The sequence below is a fragment of the Silvimonas sp. genome, assembly GCF_031291215.1.
GTDB classification, from domain to species: domain Bacteria; phylum Pseudomonadota; class Gammaproteobacteria; order Burkholderiales; family Chitinibacteraceae; genus Silvimonas; species Silvimonas soli.
This window is the reverse complement of the sequence record NZ_JARLJK010000066.1, coordinates 167,331-191,524: the sequence shown is the minus strand read 5'-3', so window position 1 is coordinate 191,524 and position 24,194 is coordinate 167,331. Positions and strand designations below refer to the sequence as shown.

Annotated in this window: 21 protein-coding genes; 10 read left to right on the top strand and 11 right to left on the bottom strand. The window is 57.1% G+C overall.

Annotated elements, in window-relative coordinates; translation table 11 throughout:
• A complete protein-coding gene (locus P4L78_RS08820) occupies window positions 1–426 on the bottom strand; it encodes a hypothetical protein (protein WP_309327673.1) in 426 nt (141 codons plus the stop codon).
• A 164-nt stretch (window positions 427–590) separates the two neighbouring features.
• Between P4L78_RS08820 and P4L78_RS08815 the strand changes: the two genes are divergently transcribed.
• Window positions 591–761, top strand: a complete 171-nt coding sequence (locus tag P4L78_RS08815; protein WP_309327672.1) for a hypothetical protein — start codon at window positions 591–593, stop codon at window positions 759–761.
• A gap of 234 nt (window positions 762–995) precedes the next feature.
• On the opposite strand, the gene P4L78_RS08810 is transcribed toward P4L78_RS08815, so the two are convergent.
• Entirely contained in the window at window positions 996–1,631 is a 636-nt protein-coding gene (locus P4L78_RS08810) for a PEP-CTERM sorting domain-containing protein (protein WP_283147833.1), read from the bottom strand.
• Window positions 1,632–2,365: 734 nt separating this feature from the next.
• On the opposite strand from P4L78_RS08810, the gene P4L78_RS08805 reads away from it, so the two are divergent.
• Window positions 2,366–6,019, top strand: coding sequence for an autotransporter outer membrane beta-barrel domain-containing protein (locus tag P4L78_RS08805; RefSeq protein ID WP_309327671.1), 3,654 nt, complete (start codon window positions 2,366–2,368; stop codon window positions 6,017–6,019).
• Between the two features lie 60 nt (window positions 6,020–6,079).
• On the opposite strand, the gene P4L78_RS08800 is transcribed toward P4L78_RS08805, so the two are convergent.
• The 3 genes from P4L78_RS08800 to P4L78_RS08790 are packed head-to-tail and all read right to left on the bottom strand — an operon-like array spanning window position 6,080 to window position 7,817.
• On the bottom strand, window positions 6,080–6,925 hold the full coding sequence (locus P4L78_RS08800) for an MBL fold metallo-hydrolase (protein WP_309327670.1): 846 nt from the start codon (window positions 6,923–6,925) through the stop codon (window positions 6,080–6,082).
• Between the two features lie 18 nt (window positions 6,926–6,943).
• Window positions 6,944–7,270, bottom strand: a complete 327-nt coding sequence (locus P4L78_RS08795; RefSeq protein WP_283147836.1) for a hypothetical protein — start codon at window positions 7,268–7,270, stop codon at window positions 6,944–6,946.
• 7 nt (window positions 7,271–7,277) lie between these two features.
• Window positions 7,278–7,817 (bottom strand): hypothetical protein, encoded by a 540-nt coding sequence (locus P4L78_RS08790; RefSeq protein ID WP_283147837.1) that lies wholly within the window; start codon window positions 7,815–7,817, stop codon window positions 7,278–7,280.
• Window positions 7,818–7,982: 165 nt separating this feature from the next.
• Between P4L78_RS08790 and P4L78_RS08785 the strand changes: the two genes are divergently transcribed.
• Window positions 7,983–8,867 carry a LysR substrate-binding domain-containing protein gene (locus P4L78_RS08785; protein WP_309327668.1) on the top strand — a complete coding sequence of 295 codons (885 nt, stop codon included), beginning with the start codon at window positions 7,983–7,985 and terminating at the stop codon, window positions 8,865–8,867.
• 608 nt (window positions 8,868–9,475) lie between these two features.
• On the opposite strand, the gene P4L78_RS08780 is transcribed toward P4L78_RS08785, so the two are convergent.
• Window positions 9,476–10,381, bottom strand: a complete 906-nt coding sequence (locus P4L78_RS08780; protein WP_309327667.1) for an AraC family transcriptional regulator — start codon at window positions 10,379–10,381, stop codon at window positions 9,476–9,478.
• 297 nt (window positions 10,382–10,678) lie between these two features.
• Between P4L78_RS08780 and P4L78_RS08775 the strand changes: the two genes are divergently transcribed.
• From P4L78_RS08775 to P4L78_RS08765, 3 genes are read left to right on the top strand one after another with little or no spacing between them, the layout of a single operon-like run.
• A complete protein-coding gene (locus P4L78_RS08775) occupies window positions 10,679–11,608 on the top strand; it encodes an alpha/beta hydrolase (RefSeq protein ID WP_309327666.1) in 930 nt (309 codons plus the stop codon).
• 25 nt (window positions 11,609–11,633) lie between these two features.
• Complete coding sequence (locus P4L78_RS08770) at window positions 11,634–12,248, top strand: hydrolase (RefSeq protein WP_309327665.1); 615 nt, start codon at window positions 11,634–11,636, stop codon at window positions 12,246–12,248.
• Window positions 12,249–12,250: 2 nt separating this feature from the next.
• Window positions 12,251–13,087 (top strand): alpha/beta hydrolase, encoded by an 837-nt coding sequence (locus P4L78_RS08765; protein WP_309327664.1) that lies wholly within the window; start codon window positions 12,251–12,253, stop codon window positions 13,085–13,087.
• A gap of 59 nt (window positions 13,088–13,146) precedes the next feature.
• Here P4L78_RS08765 and P4L78_RS08760 read toward each other — a convergent pair whose 3' ends face one another.
• Entirely contained in the window at window positions 13,147–13,440 is a 294-nt protein-coding gene (locus tag P4L78_RS08760) for a DUF1330 domain-containing protein (RefSeq protein WP_309327662.1), read from the bottom strand.
• Window positions 13,441–13,511: 71 nt separating this feature from the next.
• Here P4L78_RS08760 and P4L78_RS08755 point away from each other — a divergent pair, with 71 nt between their 5' ends.
• The gene (locus P4L78_RS08755; RefSeq protein ID WP_309327661.1) at window positions 13,512–13,970 is read left to right on the top strand and encodes a MarR family winged helix-turn-helix transcriptional regulator; all 459 of its coding nucleotides are present in this window, start codon (window positions 13,512–13,514) and stop codon (window positions 13,968–13,970) included.
• A 109-nt stretch (window positions 13,971–14,079) separates the two neighbouring features.
• Here the strand turns inward: P4L78_RS08755 and P4L78_RS08750 are convergent, their stop codons facing one another.
• Window positions 14,080–14,550 carry a hypothetical protein gene (locus P4L78_RS08750; protein WP_283147845.1) on the bottom strand — a complete coding sequence of 157 codons (471 nt, stop codon included), beginning with the start codon at window positions 14,548–14,550 and terminating at the stop codon, window positions 14,080–14,082.
• A 487-nt stretch (window positions 14,551–15,037) separates the two neighbouring features.
• Here P4L78_RS08750 and P4L78_RS08745 point away from each other — a divergent pair, with 487 nt between their 5' ends.
• On the top strand, window positions 15,038–17,320 hold the full coding sequence (locus P4L78_RS08745; RefSeq protein ID WP_309327660.1) for an SdiA-regulated domain-containing protein: 2,283 nt from the start codon (window positions 15,038–15,040) through the stop codon (window positions 17,318–17,320).
• A gap of 281 nt (window positions 17,321–17,601) precedes the next feature.
• Window positions 17,602–18,264: a dihydrofolate reductase family protein gene (locus P4L78_RS08740; protein WP_309327659.1), complete on the top strand. Its 663-nt coding sequence runs from the start codon at window positions 17,602–17,604 to the stop codon at window positions 18,262–18,264.
• 79 nt (window positions 18,265–18,343) lie between these two features.
• On the opposite strand, the gene P4L78_RS08735 is transcribed toward P4L78_RS08740, so the two are convergent.
• The 3 genes from P4L78_RS08735 to P4L78_RS08725 form a co-directional block, all read right to left on the bottom strand.
• Entirely contained in the window at window positions 18,344–19,006 is a 663-nt protein-coding gene (locus tag P4L78_RS08735) for a VIT1/CCC1 transporter family protein (RefSeq protein WP_309327658.1), read from the bottom strand.
• Window positions 19,007–19,247: 241 nt separating this feature from the next.
• Window positions 19,248–21,224, bottom strand: a complete 1,977-nt coding sequence (locus P4L78_RS08730; RefSeq protein ID WP_309327656.1) for a phosphatase PAP2 family protein — start codon at window positions 21,222–21,224, stop codon at window positions 19,248–19,250.
• Between the two features lie 302 nt (window positions 21,225–21,526).
• Window positions 21,527–23,140 carry a methyl-accepting chemotaxis protein gene (locus tag P4L78_RS08725; protein ID WP_309327655.1) on the bottom strand — a complete coding sequence of 538 codons (1,614 nt, stop codon included), beginning with the start codon at window positions 23,138–23,140 and terminating at the stop codon, window positions 21,527–21,529.
• Window positions 23,141–23,683: 543 nt separating this feature from the next.
• On the opposite strand from P4L78_RS08725, the gene P4L78_RS08720 reads away from it, so the two are divergent.
• Window positions 23,684–24,097, top strand: a complete 414-nt coding sequence (locus P4L78_RS08720) for an SRPBCC family protein (RefSeq protein WP_309327654.1) — start codon at window positions 23,684–23,686, stop codon at window positions 24,095–24,097.
• The last annotated feature ends 97 nt before the right edge of the window (window positions 24,098–24,194 follow it).

Genomic DNA, 24,194 nt, shown 5'->3' with positions numbered 1-24,194 from the left:
TTATTTGTCATTGGTCAGCTGGATAACTTCATCCCTTTTCTGAAGTTCCACGGCCTCAACCCTTTGGTCAGGATCGAGCGCTATATCAATAGTGGTTCTCCTGAAGCGATTTCTCTCGTTTTCTTTAGGCAACCCACGAAGTTCGTAATTGACCACGCCATGATAAGTACATATCTGCGTTTTTTTACAATCAAATCCCATCGCTTCCAGTTTTGACGGTGACAAGACGCCCTGAGGAAACTCTGCAGTGACCATATTGATTACGGCCCTTTTGAGGCCGTTTTCTCCGTTCATCCAGATGGGGCGAATCATGTCACTGAGCTGTGAAATGCCGAGGCCAGAAGAGTCAACAATTACGCTGGGCCATTCGCCCGCATGGCACGAAATGCCAATACTCAACATCAAACCCATATAAAACGATTTCACTCACAGGTTCCTCGGTAACGTCTACGGGCTTAAAAGCTGCCAATATTTCTGGCAGAAAAAATGCCTCCTCGGAGGCATAGACCCAAATTGATTGGAAGGACTTGTGCCGATCAAATATTGCAAATTTGAGTGACACGAAAATTACAAACACCACAGGATGGTCAATGATCTACTCCTGCCCGGCCGAGCGACTAGAACTGGAGATTTCCGGCTTTAATGTACGCGAGCTGGAACTCGCTCGCGGTCGGGTTTCGGCCAAGGTTTCACAGACGGTTGATGGCCGTTTTCCAGAGCGAAGCGGTTTAGGTCCGCTCCACGCTGAAAACGACCACTAACTATCTGAGATAACAGGCTCACCCATTCCATTTGAAACGGTCGCAGGAATCTTCGTTCCCAGGCTCGCGGATTACCAGCCCGGAAAACAGATGCTCGTTCCAATCTCCCTCACTCTTAAATAAACAAAAGCCCCGCATTAACAATTAATACAGGGCGTTTATTGGCGCAAATTAAACTCGAATGGGGCGATGGTTTGCATGGCCCGCCATGCAGTCCTTATGTTTGCCAGAATGTCACGCAGGCCTAACAATGTTAGGCCGACTGCCCCGATATCGCCGTGCCACGCGGGCACTCAGCCCAAGCCCTACCAGCAGCAGTAGGTCCGTGCCGGGTTCGGGCACTGGGGTAATGGTTGCCGTCATATTGATGGTATCCAGCCCGGTAACCCCGAACTCGTTGGGTTGCTCACCGTTGGGCATGTACATATAGAACGCGAAATCCTGGCCGGCGCCGATGAAGGCGCTCGAAGCGCCCGTGGTGACGGCCGGATCGGCAAGCGTATGGTAGAGCGGTGTCGCTACGCCGTTCAACATGTAGCCAAACCAGACATCTTCCAGTCGCAGGGTATTACCATTGACGTAAGACCAACTGAAATCGATCCGTTCGGGATCAGAAAATACCTGATCCAGCGTGACATAACCTGGGAATAGCTCACCGGTTGTCATCATGTAACCATTGGCTGTCGGCTGAGGCGGCGACAAACTGTCATCACTAAAGAAAAAGCCCGTACCGTAAATAAGTGGATGCCAGGACGTGTCGTAACCGTTTGCCTCCCAACTATCCCAGTCCCAAGCCAGGACGTTCGGTGAGGCCAGCGCGATGATCATGGCGGCGTGGGCTGGCAAACTTCTAATCGAAGAAAAGCGCATAAGACCCTCCAGATATTGCCTGTAAGGCTCCCTGAACAACATATTTTAATTAAGCCTTCACCAAACTCCGGTCCATTGTGCGCTTGCAGCTGTGGCACACGCAGATAGATGACGGAAGGACGATTCACACAGGCTGGCCCGCTCTCTCCTCGGTGGATGCTCGGTTAAGGGCATTGGCTATTGCCGTGCAACAGATCCGTTTTGGGTAGGTAGCAGCCGTTTACAGTGTTGTCTGCCAACTTCCGCTTCGGCCAATATCCCTCCGGCGTTTTTGCCGCCCCAGCTGCACTTCGTTCAAAGCAGAGGCTCGCGTTCACCACTGCCAATGGCCGCAGCCGTTCCAGAGTCTCCGCTCCTGCTGATTGAACTCAATACCGGCGGGTTATGAATCCGGGGAATCGAAGTGAGCTACCACTCCACCGCTGTCGCTGCCGACCGTCTTCCGAAATACGCGAACCCCGACTGAATGATGAGTATGTCCTATGCTTTCATCTATCCATCCTGTCGCACAACTTTCAGTGGAGAGATGAATGGACAAGGCTTCGGGGGCATATGAGTCCGGCGAAAGTTGGGCCGCGTCTCCGCCCGGTTCATTTGTGCTGGCCGCCTTCCGGGTAGGAGTGATGCTTCTCTGCGCCCCCGCCACTCCCGCTGCTATTGGGGGATGTGGCGCTGACTCTGGGGACCTGGTCAGCGTGTCTTGCGCGCCGGCTGCGACTGGTACGGCTGCGACGGTGACGACTGCTACAGGTACCACGGTCGCCACGCCATCAGGCAGCAGTATCCGCGCGGCGGCAAAAGGCGCTGATGCCAGTGTTTCTCTGGCAGGGACCACGGTGACCAACAGCGGCGCTGCGGGCGCTGTTGGGGTGCAGGCTCAGGTGACGGCGGGTGTAGGCAACGCGTCTGTTGTCTTCGATGCGGGCGTTAATACCATCACCATGCAAGGCAGCAGCCAGGATGGTGTGGGCCTTTCAAACGTGTCCACTGGCACATCAAGCATTGTGGTCAAGGCGGGTGCCACGCTGAATATCAACAACGCCGTGACGGGCAGCGAGCGCGACGGGCTGGATATCAACGGCAGCGGCGGCGGTGATCTATCCGTAGTGCACAACGGCAGTGGCACGATCTCGGTAGCGGGCGGCAATGCGGTATGGCTCAAAGCCGTGAATGCGGGAAGCGTCGCCGTGACGATCGGCAACCAGGTCGACTTGCAGGTCAATAAGACGGATCCCGCTTCAGCTGGTGGCAATTTTGCTGGCATCCATACCCGAACCACTGGTTCTGGCAATACCGCCATTAACAATGCAGCGTCCATTCAGGCGCATGGCCCCAACGCCTTCGGCATCTATTCAGAAGGTGGGACGGGTGCCACTCAGATTGTGAACACAGGGGCGATTACCACCGATGGCCTGAACGGCTTCGGCATCCGGTCGAGCGCCAGCGGCAGCCTGATTGATATCAGCAACGCCGGCGCTATTACAACCATCGGCCCGACCGCACATGGCATTTATGCTAACGCCGCCACCAACTCCAGCACCAGCATCCAGGTGGACAATCAAGGGTCTCTGATCGTCGGCAGCAGCACAGAAACAAGCGGGTCACGGGCTATTTATCTCACTGCGCGTGGGACGGGCGGCGTGCAGGTTACCGGTCGTGGTGACATCTCGGTATTGGGCGATTCAGGTTCACTGCGGGGGCAGGGCATTATTGTCAGCGCAGAAAATGGCAATGTCGGTGTTGATTACAGCGGCCGCCTGACTATTCACGGCTCAGGGGCTGGCGGCATCCGGGCGGATTCCAGCGGCGGCAACGTACAGCTTAACTACACCGGTGCGGGGATTGAAACCTTTAACACCAACGGCAACGCCATTTATGCCACGACCACCTCCGCGACCGGAGCGATCAACATTACAGCGCAGGGCACGCTGGTAACGCATTCAGATGCGGGCACGGGCGATGGCACCGGCATTGCCTCTTTTGGCCTCCAGGGATATAGCCAAGGCGGCAATGTGAGCGTCGTATATACCGGCCCGCTCATCGATGTGAATGGGTCTGGTGCGGCCATTCTGGCCAGCAATGACTACACCGGCACGGGATTGGGCACGCTCACCGTGGCCAATAGCGGAAACCTGATTGCCCGGGGAGACCGCCAGCAGGGTATTCACACGCGGTCGGGCCTGGGGAGTCAGACCATCACCAACCAGGGCGCAATCCAGACTTTGGGTGCCAGCAATAGCTCGGGCATCCTGGCAGAGGCCACGGATGCTGCCGCTATTTCGGTAGACAACGCGGGAACCATCACCGCGACGGGTGCCAATTCATCGGGCATTGAGGGACGTACGCAAGGGGGCTCCATATCCATCCGGAATAGCCAGCCCGTCAGCGCAGGATGGGGCTCAAGTGCGGGCGTCATGCTAGGCGGAACACACCAGTCGCTCGATAACTCCTCCAGTATTGAAGCGCTAAGCGATGTCGCCGTGCGGGCCGATGTTACGGGACTGGGCGGTAGCGACCCGGTAGTACTGCAGCCGGTGGATGATTCCATCCCAGTGCCCCCGGTGGCGCACGTTGGGGCTAGCACCCCGACAATTGGACAACCGCTGTTTACGCTGACCAACTCCGGCCAGATTACCGGGGTGGTGAATGCCATGGGTTCTGCGGTGACCTTTAATAACAGTGGCCTGTGGAACCTCCGCAGCTTTGTCGATACCACTGGCGCCGGTAGCCGCGATACATGGAACGTGGCGGTCAGCAACCTGGGTATCAGCGGTAACAACGCTGTTAACAATACCGGCACGCTAACCCTGTCGGCACAACCCACATCCGGCATTCAGACCTTTGATGCCACGGGCGCTTATCTGCCCGCCGGGCAAAGCACCAATGCACCCATCCCCCACGGCGCGGTACAAGGCCAGATTCTCGGTGCCACCACTTTTAGCAACAGCGGCCTGATCGACCTCACCGGGGGTGGTCATGCGGTGGGTAATGTACTGGTCATCACGGGGGGCCAGACAGCGGGCCAGGCTGGAGACGGTGCCTTTATCTCGAATGGTGGCGCCCTGCGGCTGAACACGGTGCTGAACGAAGGGGCCGCGCATAGTCAGTCCGACATGCTGGTCGTCGATTCAACACGCGAGGGCCCAGTCGGCCCCACCCGAGTCCAGATCAAAAACGTTGGCGGGGCTGGCGCGTTAACCCAGGCCAACGGTATCGAGATTGTAGAAATACTGAACAAGACCCCTGAAGCCAGCGCATCCAATGCCTTTGCCCTGCAAGGCAGGGCGGTGGCGGGCGCGTATGAATACCATCTGTTTCGCGGTGGGGACGATGGAACGGATACGGATGCATGGTATCTGAGGTCTGAACGGCCGGGGCCACCGCCCCCAGCTCCGCCAAACCCGCCTGCGCCACCCTCGCCACCTCAGCCGCTATACCGGCCCGAAGTGGCGGCCTATCTGGCCAATCAACGCTTGGCGGCCATGATGTTTGTGCACAGTTTGCATGACCGGCTGGGCGAGCCCCAATACATTGAGGGCCAAGGGTTTGATCCGGATGCAGACACGCCAAAGTCTGGGTGGCTGCGCATGGTGGGCAGCAAAGAAGGAACAGAAAGCCGCGACGGCATATTTGGTACGCGTACCCGGTCGTTTCTGCTGCATGGCGGTGTCGAGATGGCCGACTGGAAAGGCAACGGCGACACCGATCGAATCCACGTGGGCGCGATGGCCAGCTATGGTAACGCCAATGGTGACGCCGATGCGCTGGACAACAGTGCGCACGCCAGAAGCAGCGTGGATGGCTGGGCTATTGGCGCCTATGGCACCTGGTATCAGAATGACGACAACAAACTGGGCGCTTATGTCGATACCTGGTTGCAATACGGCTGGTTTGCCAACAATGTCGAAGGCGACCAACTGCCCACCGTGAAATACCACGCGCAAGGGCTCGCGCTCTCCGGGGAGGCCGGATACGCGGTCCCGTTGCGTAACGACTGGGTCGTGGAGCCGCAGGCCCAGCTGATCTATATCGATTACACCGAAGGCGACATTACCGAGCCCAATGGCACCAGCATAAGCGGTGCCGATTCTCGCGGCCTTGTTGCCCGGCTGGGCGTGCGCACCAGCCGCACCTGGATTCGTGACGACGGAAAGAAAACGCAGCCCTATCTGACGTTGAACTGGTGGTATTCCGATCTGACCAGTTCCATCAACTTTAACCAGCTGCCGCTAGGCACGCTGTATCCGCACAACCGGTTTGAAGTGAAGCTGGGCATGAACGCCGATTTAGGCGACCGGTGGACGGCCTGGACCAATATTGCAGGGGCTTGGGGTCAGCAGGATTTTTATCAATACACGTTACGGGTTGGCGCTAAATACACGTGGTAAAAATGATTGCCGGCAGGCAAAACTCTCGTTCCTGAGACAGGGATGTCCCTATTCGTGCCCTCATGCTTCGGTCTCGTAAAACAGTCCGTATTTCCCCTTTGTTTGCTTGATTCGCCCGAAACCGGCCTCTCCCAAATGCATGCCGGCAATCAAAAGCCCCTCGGAACTGACCATGTCCAGCAGCCGCGATCGGGTGGAAGCGGCTTGGGACGGGTCTTGATCGAATGCAATCGACACGTCCGGGCGTTGTATCTGGATGTGCGGAAAATGCACGATATCGCCCCAGACAAGCAGGCTTTGGTCGCGGGATTCGACGATATATCCGGTGTGCCCGTCGGTATGCCCTGGTAGCGGCATCGCGCTGATCCCCGGAAGCACTTCCCCTTCGTCGAAAGTACGCAGCTTATTGCTGTAGCCGTCGAATACCTGACGCGCGATCAGGAAATTACCGCGCGCCCGTTCGCTGGCACGGGCCAGATTTGCATCGTCCCGCCAGAATTTGATCTCGCGCTGATGCACAACCAGTTCCGCATTCGGAAAAGTCACTTGTCCGGTTGCATCCACCAGCCCGCCGACATGGTCGGGGTGGGCGTGCGTGAGCAGGATGGTATCGATTGAGGTTGGTTCGATGCCGGCCAGCAGCAAATTCGCCTGCAGTTGCCCGCCCCATTGCTTGATGCCGCCAGCGCCGCCATCGACAAGAATGGTGTGCCCGGCGCGGCGTATCACGTAGCAGTTGATATGTATCGCAGAGGGTTCATTCTGACCCGCATCGCGCTGGATTCTGGACGCTTCGGCGGCGTCGATATTCGAGAGAAAATCGAGGCTGGCATTGAGGTAACCATCGCTGATTGCGGTAACGGTGAAATCCCCAACCTGCTGTCCGGGAAAGGCAAGAATGGACACAATACTTCTCCAGAGCGGCTAGTTTCGGGCGTGAATGTTCGACGTGGCATAACCAAAACAACGAATGCGCGCGGTAAGACCCGTGTGATGAGCAATGGCATTGTCCAAAGCCGCCATGAACTGGTTCATGACCGCAGGCGTGCGAAACGCCTCAAGGCGATACTGGATTTCCGCGAAAACGGGATGCCCGTGCCCATGTCGCACCTCGACATAAACGATATGAACGTTTTTGAGTTGTGCCTCAAGGACATCGGTACACAGTTTGACGCAGTCGCTGGAAAGGCCGGCAAGGCGCTCGTCGGACGGCATCTGGCCCGCATCAATATAGAAAGTCAGGTTTGGCATCTTGGGCCTACTTGTTCTGCACGTGCGAAGGGGAGCTGGTCAATTGCTCCGTCATCGGCTCGTACAGGTCAACGCCCTCTGGGAGCGTCTCGACAAGCCCGGGCTTGCTCCGGGGCAGGACTGCGAGCCAACGACTTTCCGGATACTTCTCCAGCGCAACAGCCTGCATGGCCAGCGGTTTGAGCCCCATCGCAATCAGCGGTTCGGGGCCATTTGAACACAGCGCGAGCAGTTCGTCGGCATGGACTGCAGGCGCCAGCCCAATGTCGCTGTAGAGATTGCGGTGCCAGTCGGTGATGTGCTGCTGCCACCGAGCGAAATTGCCGCCGCCTTTGTGGCGATATTCCTCCCCGGTCAGCACATCAAGGTCGTCCACCGTATGAATGGCCAGGTAGACGGGGCAACCTTTGCTGATCGCTTTGAAGCGCTGCGAGGTATGAAAGCCGGTCACCGAGATAAGCGCTGGCAGCTTTTCAAGGCTGTAGAAGTCATTCCATTCAGTTTCGCTGGCGGGATCGGCGAAGCTGCATTCCACGGTATAGATCATCAGATTTCCTTCGTTATGGTTAAGCATTCTTCTGCGAGTGCTTACTGCTCGTTGCAGTAACGTCATGGTAGTCTGATGTTTTTGGTCTATATAACGAAATAAAGTCAGCCTTCAGTGATATTTAATCAAGCTGGCTTTGAATCCATTTTGATCGGCGAGACTTCAATGCGACGTAAAATTCCCAGCAGTTCCGCGCTCCAGGCATTTGAGGCTGCAGCCAGGCACGGCAGCTTTGCCCGCGCTGCCGAGGAACTGGCACGAACTGAGGGCGCGGTCAGCCGCCAGATTGCCCGGCTTGAGGAATTCCTGGGAGCGGTACTGTTCGAGCGGGTGGGAAACCGTGTGCGGCTTGCCCCCAATGGCGCGCGCTATGCGGCGCAGGTGCGTGAGACGCTCGAGCGACTGGAGCGGGACAGCCTGTATTTGATGGGGCAGCCCAGTGAGGGCGCGAGTATTGAGATCTCCGCGATTCCGACTTTCGCCACTCGCTGGCTTATCCCCCGGCTGAAACGCTTTCAGGACAAGCATCCAAATATTACGGTGCATATCGCAGAACGGATGGAGCCCTTCTTGCTGGCGGGCAGTGGGTTCGATGCAGCCATTCATTTTGAACATCCTGCATGGGCAGGCATGCATCTGCATCATCTGCTGGAAGAGGTGCTTGTGCCCGTCTGCAGTCCACAGCTTCTTGAAGACGCCGGTGCCAATGCGTCACTGGATGATTTGCCACGCCTTCACCGGCGGCAAAACCCGGATGCCTGGCAGATTTATGCACAAGAGACAGGCATAACGCTGACCAATTCGGCGATTGGCGCACGGTACGATCTTCATTCCATGCTGATCGAAGCGGCGCTAGCTGGCTTGGGTGTGGCATTGGTGCCCCGACTTTACATCGGGGCCGAACTTGAACAAGGCCGCCTGGTTACGCCCTGGCCAGATGGTAAAGCGATTACCAAAAATTTCTGCCTGGTTCTACCTGAGCAGATCGAATTGAGTGAAGCACCATTACAGGCATTTGCGACATGGATTCTTGACGAAGCCCGGGCCTGACGAGCATCACAAAAAGCCATGCTGCGGAGCTGTCATCTCCAGTCGCGCACTTCGCTGCACACTGATCGTCCGCGGGTCGCGGACGACATACTTGAAAACCACCAAGAGGTCGTACCAAGCCGAACAGCCGCAACAGGCCGGTAGCCGCCGTATCCTTAGAGAGGCTTGGCCGTCCGCTTCGGCCGAAAACGAACCGATCTCTTGGATGCCGTGAGTGGCCGCCAGGCACCACACCTATCCCCAATACTGAACCTACATGCGACTCCAGATTACTGCCTGCGTATAAACCCTCAAAACACTCAATTCTGAATGTTATCCAGGGCTATGAATTTAAAGAGAAAATATATCCTGATTTAAATAACCAACGACAGTAGTACTTGCCCGGGCGCAGTCGGGTATCAGGGCTGACAATTGCAAAAATATACGCAATCAACGATGCGTCCAGCCCAGGAGCGGTCCAGGTTTGCATCGAGCGCAGCAGTGCCAGGATGCGGATTGCTGCTCAGAATGCTCAACAACGAAGACGTGTAGCGAGGTTTGGTTACCTGCACCTGCAAAGGTGCGTGGCATGGTCTTTAAGCTGAATCGTACATGTGACTCCAGCCCAATCAGCTGAGAATGCTCCGCCTCCAGGTCGCCGGGCTGACGCCCACGAAGGATTTGAATACCCTCGTGAAATGACTTTGATCGGCAAATCCGCAGCTTATTGAAATCTCGGCCAGGGTGGCTTGCGTGCCACTCAACAGCGCTTTGGCGCGCTCAATGCGATGGCGCAACATCCAGCGATGCGGCGGGTCACCCGTGCTGGCCTTGAAGGTGCGAATAAAATAACTGACGGATAACCCGCTGGCGGCCGCGAGCATTTTGAGTGAGACATCCTCGTCAATCTGCGAGGCCATGGCTTCGGTAGCCCGCTTGAGCTGCCAGGGCGCCAGCATGCCGGGCCGCTCTTTGGGCGGGCGCATACCGCCAAATTTCTGCGCAAAATAGGTATATGCACCCAGCATGATGTGTTCGGCATACATGGCGCTCACTTCGTGTGGCCGCTGCAGGGCGGGCAGGAGCGCATTGCCAAGATGCCAGACGGTTTCATCGATTACGCCACCCGGCAGGCAATAAAGATGATTCACCCGCGCGACGCCCGATTCGTCGGCGATTTCGTTCAACGCCGTTTGCGAAACGGTAAACATCAGATTGTCGAACGGGCTGATCAGATTGGCGCAGGGCAATTCCAGATGATTGACCACACTGGTCGTGCGCTCAGCATAAGAACCGCGATGGATGCAACGACCATCCAGAAACAATTCCCTTTGTTTTTGCTCCCGCAATTGCAACATTACGGAAAAAACCGCATCGACCCGCGGTGGCGTCACGATGCCATGTCCGGGTGTGTCCCGGCGCAGGCGCGACACCAGCAGGCGTGATGTTTTGGGGCCTTTGGTGATGAGTTGCGACACCGAGTCAGCCTGGAACTTCTCTACAAATTTGCTTCCGTAATCAAGATCGGATTGCACGTTTTGCTCCTCATGGAGAAGTCTGCCTCCAGCTCCCAACCGGGCTCACCAGCTTACCGTGATCTGTCCATTAGCAAACAAATAATTGACGAAAGCATAAATCAACCCGAGCCGGGCGGGTCTTGAATGTTATTGCTCTTTTTAGACTGAAATTGCAGCAATACCGATGCAGAGCGCTTGATTGCGTCGAAAAATGGCGAAAAAAAGGCATATTTTCGCCAAGAAAAACGTTAATCAAGCAAGATTCGTAGCTTTCACGGTGCTTTGATGCGATCACCTAACGCAAGGAGGATCGCAATGAAACGAGCACTAGTGATTCTGGGCGCCCTGCTGGCACTGTCTGAAGCAGCATGGGCAGACTCCACAACGTTCCCAAGCGGTTTTCGCACGCAAGAGATTGCGTCCAATGGCACCACCATTCACGTTCGCGTGGGTGGCCGCGGCCCGGCAGTGCTGCTACTGCACGGCTATGGCGACACTGGCGATATGTGGGCCCCGCTGGCGGCAGAGTTGATGCGTGACCACACAGTGATCGCGCCAGACCTGCGGGGCATGGGTTTGTCTGCGGTCGCCACCGACGGCTTTAGCAAGAAAAATGAAGCCGAAGATGTTGCAGGTGTGCTGGACGCGCTCAAGGTGCAACAGGCTGTCGTCGTCGGACACGACATTGGCAATATGGTCGCGTTTGCCTTTGCCGAATCCCACCCTGACCGCACCACTCGCCTGATCATGATGGACGCTCCCGTACCCGGCGTTGGCCCGTGGGACGACATCCTCAAAAGCCCGCTGCTGTGGCATTTCCGTTTTGGCGGGCCGGATATGGAACGCCTTGTCGCCGGGCGTGAGCGCATATATCTGGACCGGTTCTGGAATGATTTCTCCGCCGACCCGGCGCATTTTCCGGAAGACTCACGCCGTCACTATGCCGCGCTGTATGCCCAGCCCGGGCGCATGCACGCCGGTTTCCTGCAATTTGCCGCATTTGACCAGGATGTGATCGACAACCGGCAGTCTGTCTCGCGCGGACGTCTGCAAATGCCGGTCCTGGCCATCGGTGGCGGGCATTCACTGGGCGCAACCATGGCCTACATCATGCGTTTTGCTGCGGACAACGTACAGCAAGTGGTGATCGCCGATTCCGGCCATTGGTTGATGGAAGAACAACCCGCGCAAACTGTTGGGGCCATTCGCAGCTTTATCGACCGGCCCGCTGCCCAGTGTCGCTGATGGCCTTGCACGCCTTGAGGAGAGCATGATGACTTCATATTCGAAACCGCGTGACGCCACAGACGACCATCTGATCACACCGCATAACGCCGCGATCCTGATCATCGATTTCCAGCCCGTTCAGGTGTCGTCGATTGCCTCGCGCCCCAAGCGCGAACTGGTCGCCAACATTACCGCCCTGGCACGGATCGCCAAACTGTATGAAATGCCGGTGGTGCTGACTTCGGTCAATGTCAAAACCGGTCGTAACCAGCCCACCATCCACCAGATCACCGACGTTCTTTCCGGCGTAGAGGTGATTGATCGCACCTCCATCAATGCGTGGGAAGATGAGGACTTCAATCGCGCGGTCAAGGCGACCGGGCGCAAGAAGCTGGTGATGGCCGCGCTGTGGACCGAAGTCTGCCTGGTACACCCGGCCCTGGACGCACTGCAGGAAGGTTTTGAGGTTTACCCGGTGGTCGATTGCGTCGGTGGGACGTCGCTGGAAGCGCATCAGGCCGGCTTGCAACGACTGATTCAGGCTGGTGGCAGGCCGACTTCCTGGGTGCAATTGATTTGTGAGTTGCAGCGGGACTGGAACCGCGAAGAAACGGTGCCAGGCTTTGCCGACATTCTCTTTGCCATTGAAGGCCATTAAACATGGCGGGAATGCGGGAAGAACCTATCCGTGGAGGCGCCGGTGCGTTGTTTGTCCGCACCTGGCTGCCCGACCAACGGCCACGCGCCTTGATCGCCATCTGTCATGGCTTCAACGCCCACAGCGGGTACTACCAGTGGGTGGGCGAACAGTGCGCTGCAGCGGGCTACGCCGCCTGCGCAGTGGATCTGCGCGGGCGCGGAAAGTCTGGCGGCGTGCGTTATTACGTCGAGAGTTTTGACGACTATGTCAGCGATCTGGCCGTGCTGGTGGACCACGCCCGGTCAATGGTGCCCGATGTACCGCTGTTTGTGCTTGGCCACAGCGCTGGCGGCGTGGTCGCCTGCCTTTTTACGCTGGTGCACGGCTCAGCGGTGGCAGGGTTGATTTGCGAGGACTTCGCCTTTGAAGTCCCGGCACCCGATTTTGCTTTGCAAGTGCTCAAAGGGATCAGTCATATCGCCCCCCGTGCGCGGGCATTGCGGTTGAAGAATGCCGACTTCTCGCGAGATCCGCACGTAGTGCAAGCCATGAACGACGACCCGTTGATCGAAGGCGAAGCACAGCCTTTCGCCACCGTGGCCGCGCTGGTGCGGGCCAATGAGCGCCTCAGGCAGTCGTTTTCCTCGCTGGTTACGCCAGTGCTGATTCTGCATGGTACGGATGATAAGGCCGCCCGACCTGGCGGCAGCGAGTACTTTTTTGAGCATGCTGGCGCGCAAGACAAAACCCTCAAGCTGTACGAGGGGCGATTGCACGATCTGCTAAACGATATCGGCAAAGCGGATGTGATGGCGGATGTGCTGAGATGGATCGCTGCGCGGGCGTCCCAAAGCTAGGCTGAATTATGCGGCCAACGGTCCAGGCTGGCGTTGTCAGCGCAGCAGCCTCTGGCTTTTCAGTCTTGCGTTTCAACGATGAACATTCGTGCTTGCTGAGCCAACCGGCGTTCAGCCTTGATAGGCGCATACTTCTCCGAGTTGTAGAACGCCTGTGCCAGAGCCAGCGTTGCAAACTCAAATACGCCCGCCATTGGCAATGGCGCTTCATCTCCTTCCAGGACCTGAGCCACGGGTCCGAAATGCAGAATCTTCCCGCCTGCCTCTTCCAGCGCCGACAGAAATCGTGGCGCGAGCTCGGTTTGTCTGGCGGTATCAATGACTCGCAGATTTACGTGAACATAGGCAGGCATTTCTTTCTCCTCATCCATAAATAATGCATATACACTATTGGTTGGTACTCAGCGCTGTCAAGGAGTGAGACGTGGATGGTTTTGATCCAGAGTCTTTGAAGAATGTTGCCGCAGCGTGTCCAGGCTTCCAGGCCCGCGCGACGGCGCGTGCGCTCACGCGTTATTACAATGCCTGCTTCAAGCCATTGGGCCTGACGGCGGAGCAGTTCAGCCTGCTGGTCGGGATCGGGACAGGTGAGGAAGCGACGGTTGTCGGGCTCGCCGAGCAGGCAGGGGTTGATCCGACGACCCTCAGCCGCAATGTCCTGAATCTGGAAAACCGGAAGCTGGTTTGTGCGGCAGGCGGGCGCGGGCGGGCAGGCAAACAATTGGCTTTGACATCGTCCGGACACCAGCTTTTGACTGATGCTTTTCCGGTATGGAATGCAGCCAGGGCGGAACTTGCCGAGCAGATCGGTGAAGATAAGCTTTGTACGGCGCTGCAGGCTATGGCCGAGCTAACAGAGGCCGCAGACTTTCCGGCTACATGACGGATTCAGGTCGGTATTTTTCGCCTTGGGTAGGGTCGACGTTTGTTCAGGCCATCGTGATGAACCGTGGCCTGCCAACGTTATGCCAGGGCGAGTTCAACCGCGTCGCCTAGAATTTCGGACCGGCAGCTTGATCAACCAGCACGCAGTTTGCGTTGAAATCCGCAAACGAACTGGTTAGCAATAATTGGCCAGTCATGCGGTCGATTTTTACTTTGGGCTTGTTGAACATATTGAATTTAAGGCCTCCGGTAATTTCTTTGTCACCGATAAAAGCATCATTAAGCGTATACCAGGCCTCCTTGCCGTCACTCAATGGCGGCACCAGCGCCGGGGGTAATTTCAGCCGGACCGTGGAAGCGGACATTTCAACCGTCGCCGTGCCGGAAAATGGTTTGCGGACAGTCGTTGAACTGGTGGTGCTTTTATCAAACTCATGCGTTTTGTAGTTGTAATCCTGGCCGTTGGTCATCTGTACATCACTGACTGTGCCGGAGCCATTGCAGGCTAATGTCATATCTTGCGCATGGGTTAACCCAATCAGACTTGATAACGCCAGCGCTGTTAATGCTACTTTCATTGTCTGTCCTTTATTGGTTCCGGCGAGCTAGCCGCAACACGCCACAGAATCGGGCATGTAAACCGACATCGTCAACGCAAATGTCGATTCCAGTAATACGGCCCTGTGACTTGCGGAAATCGATCAAGTGCCCGAGTGCCAGGTTCTGCTTCGAGATTTAACGCCCTCTGCCATCTTTCCCTTTCAGCTCAAAGATAGCCTCACCACTGTGTGATGCCTCCGGGAAGGCGTCCCCCCTTGTTCGGCCATCGCTGTTTGCGATGTAACCGGATTGTCACGGCAGTTACATATGCCACTGTCACAATCCGCTGCACTCTACTCATGGCACATGCGTCTTCTCAGACATCCTGGAAGTCGCGTTACTTACCCACGAGGAAGTAACCACTCTGATCCGCCAACGAATCTCGATCGGACGCCAAAGACAAAGAGCACGAAGCCGATCAACTCGCGCCTGCTTATAAAAAAATCCTGTTCCCCCTGGAGCATCGTGAAAAAAACACTCAATTTCCTAATCCCTGCGATTCTTGCCGCCAGCCTGAGTGCATGCGGCGGTGGCGATGATGGCAGCAGCAGCAACAGCTCTCCCACTAACAACAGCACGCCCACACCTACACCAACTCCCGCGCCCACTGGCAACATCCCCGTAGACAGCAAAATCCCGGCGCTGGCCTTTACCGACCCGCAAAGCACCTGGGATCTGAACAACTATACGCAGACCGGCAGTTTTGCCTTGCAGGTGGGGACGGGCACCAACCTGTTGAACGCCGAGGCCTCTGGCGTGGCCTACGACAAGGACACCGATTCGCTGTTTGTGATTGGCGATGGTGCGACCTCCGTCGTGCAGGTGGCCAAGAGCGACGGGCACGTCATCGATTCGATGACGCTCAATGCAAATGACTTCCAGGACACCGAAGGCATCACTTATGTCGGTGGCGGCAAGTTTGTGCTGGTAGAAGAGCGCCTGCGCCAGGTCGATCTGTTTACCTATGTTCCGGGTGGCACCTTGCACCGGGCGGATGTGCAAGCGGTCAAGCTGGGCACAACGGTGGGCAACGTCGGTATTGAAGGTGTGACTTTCGATACCAAGACCGGCGGTTATGTCGCTGTGCGCCAGTCGCAGCCAACCAGCATTTTCCAGGCAGCGATCAATTTTGCAGCGGGTACGGCGACGGCATCAGACGGTACGCCGATCCTGTCGACAACAGACAATCCGCCAGTGTTGTTTGATGAGGCCAAAGCGGGTCTCTCGGCATTCAACGACGTGTTCTCGATCTCGAATATCGTCCCGGCCACCGCGCCGGATTACGATAACCTCATCATCATAGGCGCGCCGGATGGCCGGATCGTCAAGATGGATCGTGCCGGTAACATGCTGAGCAGCTTGTACATGAGCGCCACCGCCCAGAACGAAGGCGTGACGATGGGGCCGGATGGCACCATTTATGCGGTTGGGGAACAGGCCGCAGGGCCGAGCCTGCCAGGGCTGACCATCTTCAAGCCAACCACCGGCAAAACCAACGTCGGCATCGGCAGTAATCTGTACCTGACGTTTGATCAAGCCGTGAAAGCGGGCGCCGGTAATCTGGTCTTGAGTAATGGCACCGATACACGCACCATTGCCGTGACTGACACCACGCAAGTGACCTTCAATGGCAGCGTGATGAAGATTCATCCGAAGTTCTACATGGTGGCCGGTACAACCTACAACGTCACGTATCCAACGGGTGTGATCAATACTGTCGCGGGTGCCAATACCGTTGCAGTGTCTGATCCATCGACGTTCTCGTTCACCACGATTGGTACCGTTGACCAGACTGCGCCAACATTGACCAGCACTGCGCCGGTTGATGGCGCGACTGGCATCGCGGGCAGCCACTTTGCCATGTCGTTCAATGAAATCGTGCAGGCCGGTGCGGGCAATATTGTGATCAGCAACGGTGCTGATACCCGCAATGTGTCAATTACCGATACGACCCAGGTCAAGTTCAGCGGTGCCCGAATGACCGTTACCCTGACCACGCCATTGCAGGATAGCTCCCGCTATACCGTACAACTGGCCAGCGGCGTGATCACTGACCTGTACGGCAACGCCTATGCCGGTTCAAACCAAAGCTTCACCACCGCAGCCGCTGGTGCACCCGCACCAACCGTGCTGATCTCGGAAGTGAACTCCAACGCTGTGGGTGGCGATTTCTTTGAACTCTATAACTACGGCAGCTCGGCCATTGATCTGACCGGCTGGAAGTGGGGCGACAACCATGCCGACGTCAACGATGCCAACAACAGTGCGGCATTTGTGGCGGGTACAGTTCTGGCTCCGGGCGAGCATCTGGTCGTTGTTTCTGCTGCGCCAAGCGCGGTTAGCGCGTTCCGCACAACTTGGGGTCTTGCTGGTACGGTGCCGGTGGTTGCGATGCTAAACGTGAATAACGATCCGTTGAACGCCATTGGTTTGGGTAAGGGCGATGCGGTGATCGTTTATGACGCGAACGGCAACGTTGCAGCGGCAATGAACTACGGGACGCCGATAAGCGCAACGCAAGGCGATGGCTCGCTGAAGGCGATTCCGACGGCCACGGGTGCAAACGCAACTCTGGTTACCGCAGGCAATCACGCCGGTGCGATCTTCACCGGTGGCAGTGCCACTGCGTCGGCCGTGTGGGATACCGTTTCGACCACGACGCCAAACTATGTCAAGGCAGTGGTTGGAACCTTGAGTGGCTTTGCTGAACCGCTCCAATCTTCATCGATTGGTTCGCCTGGTCTCTAGTTTCCAGCTATTTAAACCGCAGACGTGTTTCAAAAAGCCGTCCGACTATGTCGGGCGGCTTTTTTTTGTGGTTAACCCGCCCCCTTTGGAGTCTGGAACCAGCCATCGCGCCTGAGCTTGAAAAAAAGATCGAAGGGGAGTTTGATTGGCTTCTCGCAAACTATCCGGCCTGACACTACAGTTGAGGGGAATAACCACGAGCTGCGCTTGTGGTTCGCAGCGCTTCGCTCCAGTCGCCTCTGACTTGCACGTCAGGCATCAATTGAAAGGAAGGTATGAACATGACACGCGTCCGGGTTAACGGTTTTACCATTTCGCTTGATGGCTACGGCGCGGGTCCAGATCAGGACCTGAATAATCCGCTCGGCGTGGGCGGGACAGATTTGCATCAGTGGTTAGTTTCGACCCGCACTTTCCAGAAGAGCCTGTTTGGCCGCGACGGAGGCACAACGGGCGTTGATGACGACTTCGCTGTGCGCAGTTTCAAGAATGTGGGCGCCTGGATTCTGGGGCGAAACATGTTCGGACCGATTCGCGGCGAGTGGCCCGACATGAACTGGAAAGGCTGGTGGGGAGACAATCCGCCCTACCACGTGCCCACTTTCATCCTGACTCATCATCCGCGCGCGCCCATCGAGATGGAAGGCGGAACGACATTCCACTTTGTCACCGGCGGCATTCACGAAGCGCTTGAGCGGGCACGCGACGCAGCCAACGGCATGGATGTGCGCATTGGCGGCGGCGTTGCCACGATCCAGCAATATCTTCGGGCTGGCCTCATCGACGAGCTCCACCTTGCTATCTCGCCAGTCCTGCTGGGCCGTGGAGAGCGACTGTTCGATGGCGTTGACATGCGCGCGCTGGGATACGAATGCGTTCAGTCTGTTGCGTCCGAGAAAGCCACCCATGTGGTACTCCAGCGGCAGGGGAGCAAGGGCGTCTGACCTGATCTGTGCGACGGGACACCTCGTCCGAAGCCCGCCTGTCTGGCTTCGGACCGGCTCGTGCGTCTGGCCGCTGGTATCAGCCGCCCAAAGCCATGATCGCGGCCATGAGGGCGACGCCGGTAATCAACATGGTCACGCCGCCGCGCCATGAGCTGCCGCCGGCATAGCGCATCAGCACGCTGCCAGCGACAAACAACATCGCCAACGCGACCAGGTTGGATACCCTTACGGCCAGATGTGCACTGTCCAGCAGCATGAACGGCACCACCACTGGAAATGTCGCCAGAACGACCAGCAAGAAGACACCCAGCGCACCTTTGAAGTCTTCTGCACCCAAGCGGGCATGCTGCTTTTGAACGGGCAACTCGATCAGGCGCAAGCGCATCATTTCCAGCACCTCGGGGCTCGCCGCCGCTGCCAGTCGTGGGGGGAGCGCATCGGAGATCAACGCTTGTGCATGCGTTGCGTCAGGGTCGGCGGCAAGGTGGTTAAGCAGGTTTACGCCTCGGGTGCGTTCAACGCGGATGCGCAGAAGGTACATCACTGCATCCACAATGCCCCACGCCAGATTGCACCCCAGCGCGGTCACCATCATGGTGCGGACCTCTTCGTGGCCGGCCTTGGCGACACTCAGTGATCCCACAAAACTCATCGCCATGAGCAAGCCGAACACCACTTCACTTGTGCGGTCTACAGGATCAAGAACACGAGCCTGTTCGTCGAATTCCGTTGCTTGCATGACCCTTCCCCCTCAGATCCAGCCGATATGTTGTTGAACAATCAGCCCCCAACACTTGAGTGCATCTTTGTAGGTCTAGACTATTGGCCGCGAACTATGAAAGAAATGCGTATTGCGAGTCCGCGTATGGGGGATTCAATTCCGATGTGGTCCACTGAACAGTCCCGGTTTCCAGTGGCAATAAATAAAGAAACAGCGCGATCAAAGTCGCGCCGTTTCTTTATGTCCAGCTAACGGTTAATCAGCCGTCGATATGAATCTGCAAACCGGTTGCGGAGTAGATCGGCGTGAACTTGAAGCCATCAACATTGATGGTGCTAAACGTGCCTTGCAATTTGCCCGCGCCAAGCAACGTCAAAGTGCTGCCCACGGCGGGTTTGAAACCGCTGGCAAACTTTACGTTCAAGGTGCCGCCGACCAGCGAAACCGTACCACTGGCTTTCAGTTGGCCTTGGGCGTTGGTTCCCAGGTTCAACTGCAAAGTACCCGCGGCCAACTGGGTATAGTTCGCCACTTGCACCGCGCTGGTGGCGTTGCACACCGCGGTACCCGCAGCCACGTAGACATCACCGCTACCAAACGCGGTGGTGGAGTCTGCCTGCAGCGTGCCCGCGTCAATTTCGGTGCCACCGCTGTAGCTGTTGTTGCCGGTCAGATGCAATGTACCGGTGCCGCTCAGGCTCAGCTTGCCCTTGCCGGATATATCGTTTTGCCAGCGATCAAGCGCGTTAAAGCCGCCCTGGCTGGCATCCATGCTGATGCTGACATCGCCATTGAAAGCACCATAGCCATCTGCGGCAGCAAACAGGTTCAACCGGCCCCAGCCTTCAGCGTCGTCCAGTACCGGATAACCCGAGGGCAGCGCAGTGGTTTTCAGCACGACGCGGCGTTGGTCGGCACTTAGATAGGGCAGACGGGTTTCTAGCAGAATCTCGGCGTCTTTAGGGACTTGGGCGGTTTTGGTGACATCAGCAATCGGGGCAAAACCAAAGGTCAGGCGGCGCAGATAATTGGCCTTGTTGGTCGCGTGGTCGGCAAAGCGATCCGTCGCGCTGGTGGCTGAATGAGCGTAGTTATAGAAATCGGCGGCGGTAGTTACGCCCGCTGCAGACATCAACGCAGTATGCGCTTGAGCGTATGCAGCCTGGCGAGTAGCCGCGGTTGCGGCTTGCAGATTGGCCGCCACCAGCGCAGTCGCCTGAATTCGCCCACCGATTACATCAAGCGGCGAATGCATACCGGCCAGGATGCGATTTTCACCCAGTTCCAGCGCACGCGAGACCATTTCCTGGTAGCGCTCGGGCACCAGATAAGCCATGGCAAAAGCATCTCGCCCAGCTTCTGCCGAGTGACCACTAGGGAAACCACCGTCGGTGGACGGAGTGCTGCTCTCTGCCGGTACCAGTGCCGGAACGACCACCACGCTGTTACTCCAGCGCCATGGGCGAGCGTACTTGTAAAAGCGTTTGGCCGGCTCGGTGGAAGCGTTGTTGCCCACACTGCTGATCAGATCAACCGCCGTCCCGAAAGTGGCATTGCTGGCACTGCCCACGCCGATATTGTTGCCGCTATCGTTGTATAACACGGTGGTCGCATCGGCAGGCACGCTGGTAATGCTGGTGGTCTGTTGCGCGGCGGTACGCCAGGCGCTGGTTAGCGGGCCCATGCCGTCAGTCACGCTGTAACCCTTTTGGCGTCGGTCGTCCAGGTAAGCGGCCGTGGCTTGATCGGCGGTACGGTTGGTGGTGGCGTTGATCACGTATTGCACGTTCGCATTCAGCACGGCGCTGTTCACGATGGTGCCATCGGTTGCATCACCAGGAATGCCGGTCCAGGTAGATGCAACCACCGCTGGAAAGCTGCCACTGGCTGGCGCAGTCACACCGGCATCCACCAGCAACGTGCTGGGAGTCCACAGCGCCAGAAAGCCATCTAGCACCCGCACGCCAGCGTTAGTGTCTTTGGTGGCATAACGCGCATCGCCGCGCTGGTTGGTATAGGCGTAATCCACAAACGGCAGAATGGCAGCCTGATCTTGTACTGGAGCTGTATCGGCATAACCCACGCCAGCAGGCGCGGCGGGCGTGGTAAAGGTGGAGACGACGGATGTAGGAACGGTAGGCGACGAGCTATTGCTGTTACCCCCGCAACCGGCCAGCAGCAAGGCCAGGGCAATGGGAAGGAGCGAGAGAGGTGCGTGACATCGTTGTTTTAACATATCAAATCCTGGCGGTTTACAAGGGCCCGAACTGGATCGGGAGTCGGTAAATCGCCTGATATATTAGAAGTGCCGCATGACAGGGGTGTGGCAACGAAAAATGCGTTGCGTGGTGAAACCGCATGGTGCTGGCGGGGCATTGCCTTCAGTAGAAGGTCTGAGCAAAACCAGGAAAGCTGTGGAGATTAAGATCAACATCAAATCGGACCGGCCACCGCTGCCAGCGCGGCCTGCCCGGGCGTCAGCCGCACAGGGATGCGGCGGCGACGCAGTATCTGCCTGACAGCGCAGGCTGCAGAAAACTACAAGGAGTACGCCGCGACCACCTGCTGCATCTGCGTAGCAAGCTGGTTCAGCCGCTTGGCCGAATCGCTGGCCTCAAGTACGGCAGCGTTATTTTCTTCGGACATCTGGGCGACCACTTCCACTTGCCGGGCGATGCCGGTACTCGCTGCCCCCTGTTGAGTGATTGCCGCAGAAATTTCACTCACCATCCCGGCTGTTTGCAGGCTGCGACTGGCGATTGCCTGAATCACTTTGCTTGCCTCACCGGCATTCACCACCCCACTTTCACTGCGCTGCAAGGCATCTTGCATTCCCGACACCGCGTGCTGCGCCACTTCGCGCATTTGACCAATGGTGGAAGTGATCTCTTGCGTGGATTGCGAAGTACGTTCAGCCAGTTTTCTGACTTCGTCGGCCACGACGGCGAAGCCACGGCCTTGCTCGCCGGCCCGCGCGGCTTCGATGGCGGCATTGAGCGCCAGCAAGTTGGTCTGCTCGGCCACGTCCTTGATGACATTGACGACAGTGGCAATCTGTTCGCTGGCGCGTTCCAGTTCCTGCAGCCGTGCGGCGGCTTCCTGAATACTGCCGGCGATTTCACCCATGTCGTCAACAGTCTGTTGAATAACAGCTGCGCCAGTCTTGGCGGTTTCACCACTTTCCAGCGCGAGCTGATGCGCGTCCTGAGAGCGTTCGGCCACGTGGTGAATCGAGACGTTCATTTCTTCGACGCCAGCCGCGATGGTGGCAGTCGCATCGCTCTGGCGGTTGGAACTTTCAGAAACCTGGTTCGCCGTCGCGGCCATTTCCCTGGCAGAACCCGCGACGCTCACGGCGTCCCGTTGCAAGCTGCGCAAGCTCTCTTGCAGACGGGTAAGCAACTGATTGAAGGCGAGGGTGGTCTCGCCCATTTCATCCTGTCGGCTCACCGGTGCGCGTTGGGTAAAGTCCAGTTGTTGCTCGACCGACAGCACCGTTTTGCGCATGCTGCCCAACGGCACAATCATCACCCGGTACAACAACACGCCGATCACAATAATGAGCAACGCGGCCAGCAGCGACACGCCGGCACAGATCATGCGGCCTCTGTTGCTGGTCGCTGTGGCTTGGGTCCGGCCAGTGTGTACCAGTTCATAATTGAACTGTGCATGACTCTTCAGGGCCGTGGTGAAGGCGTCACCCGCTGCCACGGAAGCATCAAGCGCTTTGAGTGCCTCGGGTATCTGGCTCGCTTTGATCTTGTCCCAGATCGGTTGCACGGCAGAGCGGTATTGGGCAAAAGCCGCCTGGTCCTGGGCCAGATGCTGTTTGTCAGCGTCGTTGGAGATCAGCTCGGCGTCGTAACGCTTCAATGTCTCTTCGATTTGCACTACGTCCCGATCAAATGCCTGGTGATTCCGTTCGATTGCCGCAGGTTCGGAACTTAGCAGGGCGGAACGTAGCACGGTTCGCATGTGTTGCGCGCCAAGGCTGACCTCGTCAATGGCCTGTACGCCGGGTATGAGGTTGTCGCTCATGAAGACGACCTGGCCGTTCAGCGCGCGTGCTGAATAGAAAGCGGTCAGCGAAACAATGGACAGCGCAATAACCGACATTACGATCATCAAGATCAAGCGTTTGGCGATAGTCATTTTTATTCCTGATTACCCGTTAAGGCCTGTTTAACCGGGCCTTGGTTGCTGCTGTTTCTGGAAATGGGTTTTTATTCACCGGGAAGAATAATTCCGGCGCGATTTACGGCACCACTCAGGCATAAGTGAGCGGATTGCCGAGTCGCGAACCAGTTGCAGAAGCAAACCGCACGGGCGTTCCGCGATTGCAAGGCATGCTCTTTCGTCGATCGGGGTTCATCCCGTCAAGTGCGCGCCTGAGTAAAATTGCCGATATGCGCTCTTTTATAACGAGTCGGGGAAATCCAGAACTGAGTAAATCTGAGCAAAACAGGGTGACAAAGCTTATTTTGTGGACTTCTTTGATTGAACACCGTGAGCGCAGGACGCACAGAGGCATTGGTGCGCGGATTGCCAGATGGCCGTAGAGCGGATTTGTCGCCGATTTTTGCCAGATCACCTAACTTGGTTGGGCGCTTGACACATTTGCGCCGTTAACTGGAAGCTCCCCTCGCTCAACCGCTCAACCGCTCAACCGCTCAACATCCACTGACAGGAAGAAGTATGACCACGAAAATCACCGTCGAAACGCTCGTCAATGCGCCCGTTGCCAAGGTCTGGAGCGCTTATACAACGCCGAGCGATATCAAAGAGTGGAACACCGCGTCTGACGATTGGCACACCACCCAATCGACGGTCGATCTGCGCGTTGGCGGCATCTTCTCGTCACGTATGGAGGCCAAAGACGGCAGCTTCGGCTTTGATTTCGCCGGGACCTACACCAAGGTGGTTCCGCAACAATTGCTTGAATTCTCGTTTGGGGATCGCACTGCTTCGGCCGAGTTTATCCCGGGGGCACATGGCGTGACGGTTCGCGTGGCGTTCGATGCAGAATCGGAAAACCCGGTCGAACAGCAGCAACAAGGGTGGCAAGCCATCCTGGATCATTTTGCAAAGTACGTTCAAGCCAAGCAGTAATCCACTGCTGTTCTTTGCTTTGCAATACAAGAGGTTTGCTGCTTGAACTTCGCTTGAGATCGGCTTGATGCCAAGGTGCGCGACCGCAATGGTCGCC

Coding starts and splice junctions, on each gene's coding strand:
- P4L78_RS08810 (WP_283147833.1), bottom strand. CDS start 1,631: ATGCGCTTTTCTTCGATTAGAAGTTTGCCAGCCCACGCCGCCATGATC.
- P4L78_RS08775 (WP_309327666.1), top strand. CDS start 10,679: ATGAAACGAGCACTAGTGATTCTGGGCGCCCTGCTGGCACTGTCTGAA.
- P4L78_RS08750 (WP_283147845.1), bottom strand. CDS start 14,550: ATGAAAGTAGCATTAACAGCGCTGGCGTTATCAAGTCTGATTGGGTTA.
- P4L78_RS08740 (WP_309327659.1), top strand. CDS start 17,602: ATGACACGCGTCCGGGTTAACGGTTTTACCATTTCGCTTGATGGCTAC.
- P4L78_RS08720 (WP_309327654.1), top strand. CDS start 23,684: ATGACCACGAAAATCACCGTCGAAACGCTCGTCAATGCGCCCGTTGCC.
- P4L78_RS08795 (WP_283147836.1), bottom strand. CDS start 7,270: ATGCCAAACCTGACTTTCTATATTGATGCGGGCCAGATGCCGTCCGAC.
- P4L78_RS08765 (WP_309327664.1), top strand. CDS start 12,251: ATGGCGGGAATGCGGGAAGAACCTATCCGTGGAGGCGCCGGTGCGTTG.
- P4L78_RS08790 (WP_283147837.1), bottom strand. CDS start 7,817: ATGATCTATACCGTGGAATGCAGCTTCGCCGATCCCGCCAGCGAAACT.
- P4L78_RS08730 (WP_309327656.1), bottom strand. CDS start 21,224: ATGTTAAAACAACGATGTCACGCACCTCTCTCGCTCCTTCCCATTGCC.
- P4L78_RS08760 (WP_309327662.1), bottom strand. CDS start 13,440: ATGCCTGCCTATGTTCACGTAAATCTGCGAGTCATTGATACCGCCAGA.
- P4L78_RS08785 (WP_309327668.1), top strand. CDS start 7,983: ATGCGACGTAAAATTCCCAGCAGTTCCGCGCTCCAGGCATTTGAGGCT.
- P4L78_RS08815 (WP_309327672.1), top strand. CDS start 591: ATGATCTACTCCTGCCCGGCCGAGCGACTAGAACTGGAGATTTCCGGC.
- P4L78_RS08725 (WP_309327655.1), bottom strand. CDS start 23,140: ATGACTATCGCCAAACGCTTGATCTTGATGATCGTAATGTCGGTTATT.
- P4L78_RS08770 (WP_309327665.1), top strand. CDS start 11,634: ATGATGACTTCATATTCGAAACCGCGTGACGCCACAGACGACCATCTG.
- P4L78_RS08735 (WP_309327658.1), bottom strand. CDS start 19,006: ATGCAAGCAACGGAATTCGACGAACAGGCTCGTGTTCTTGATCCTGTA.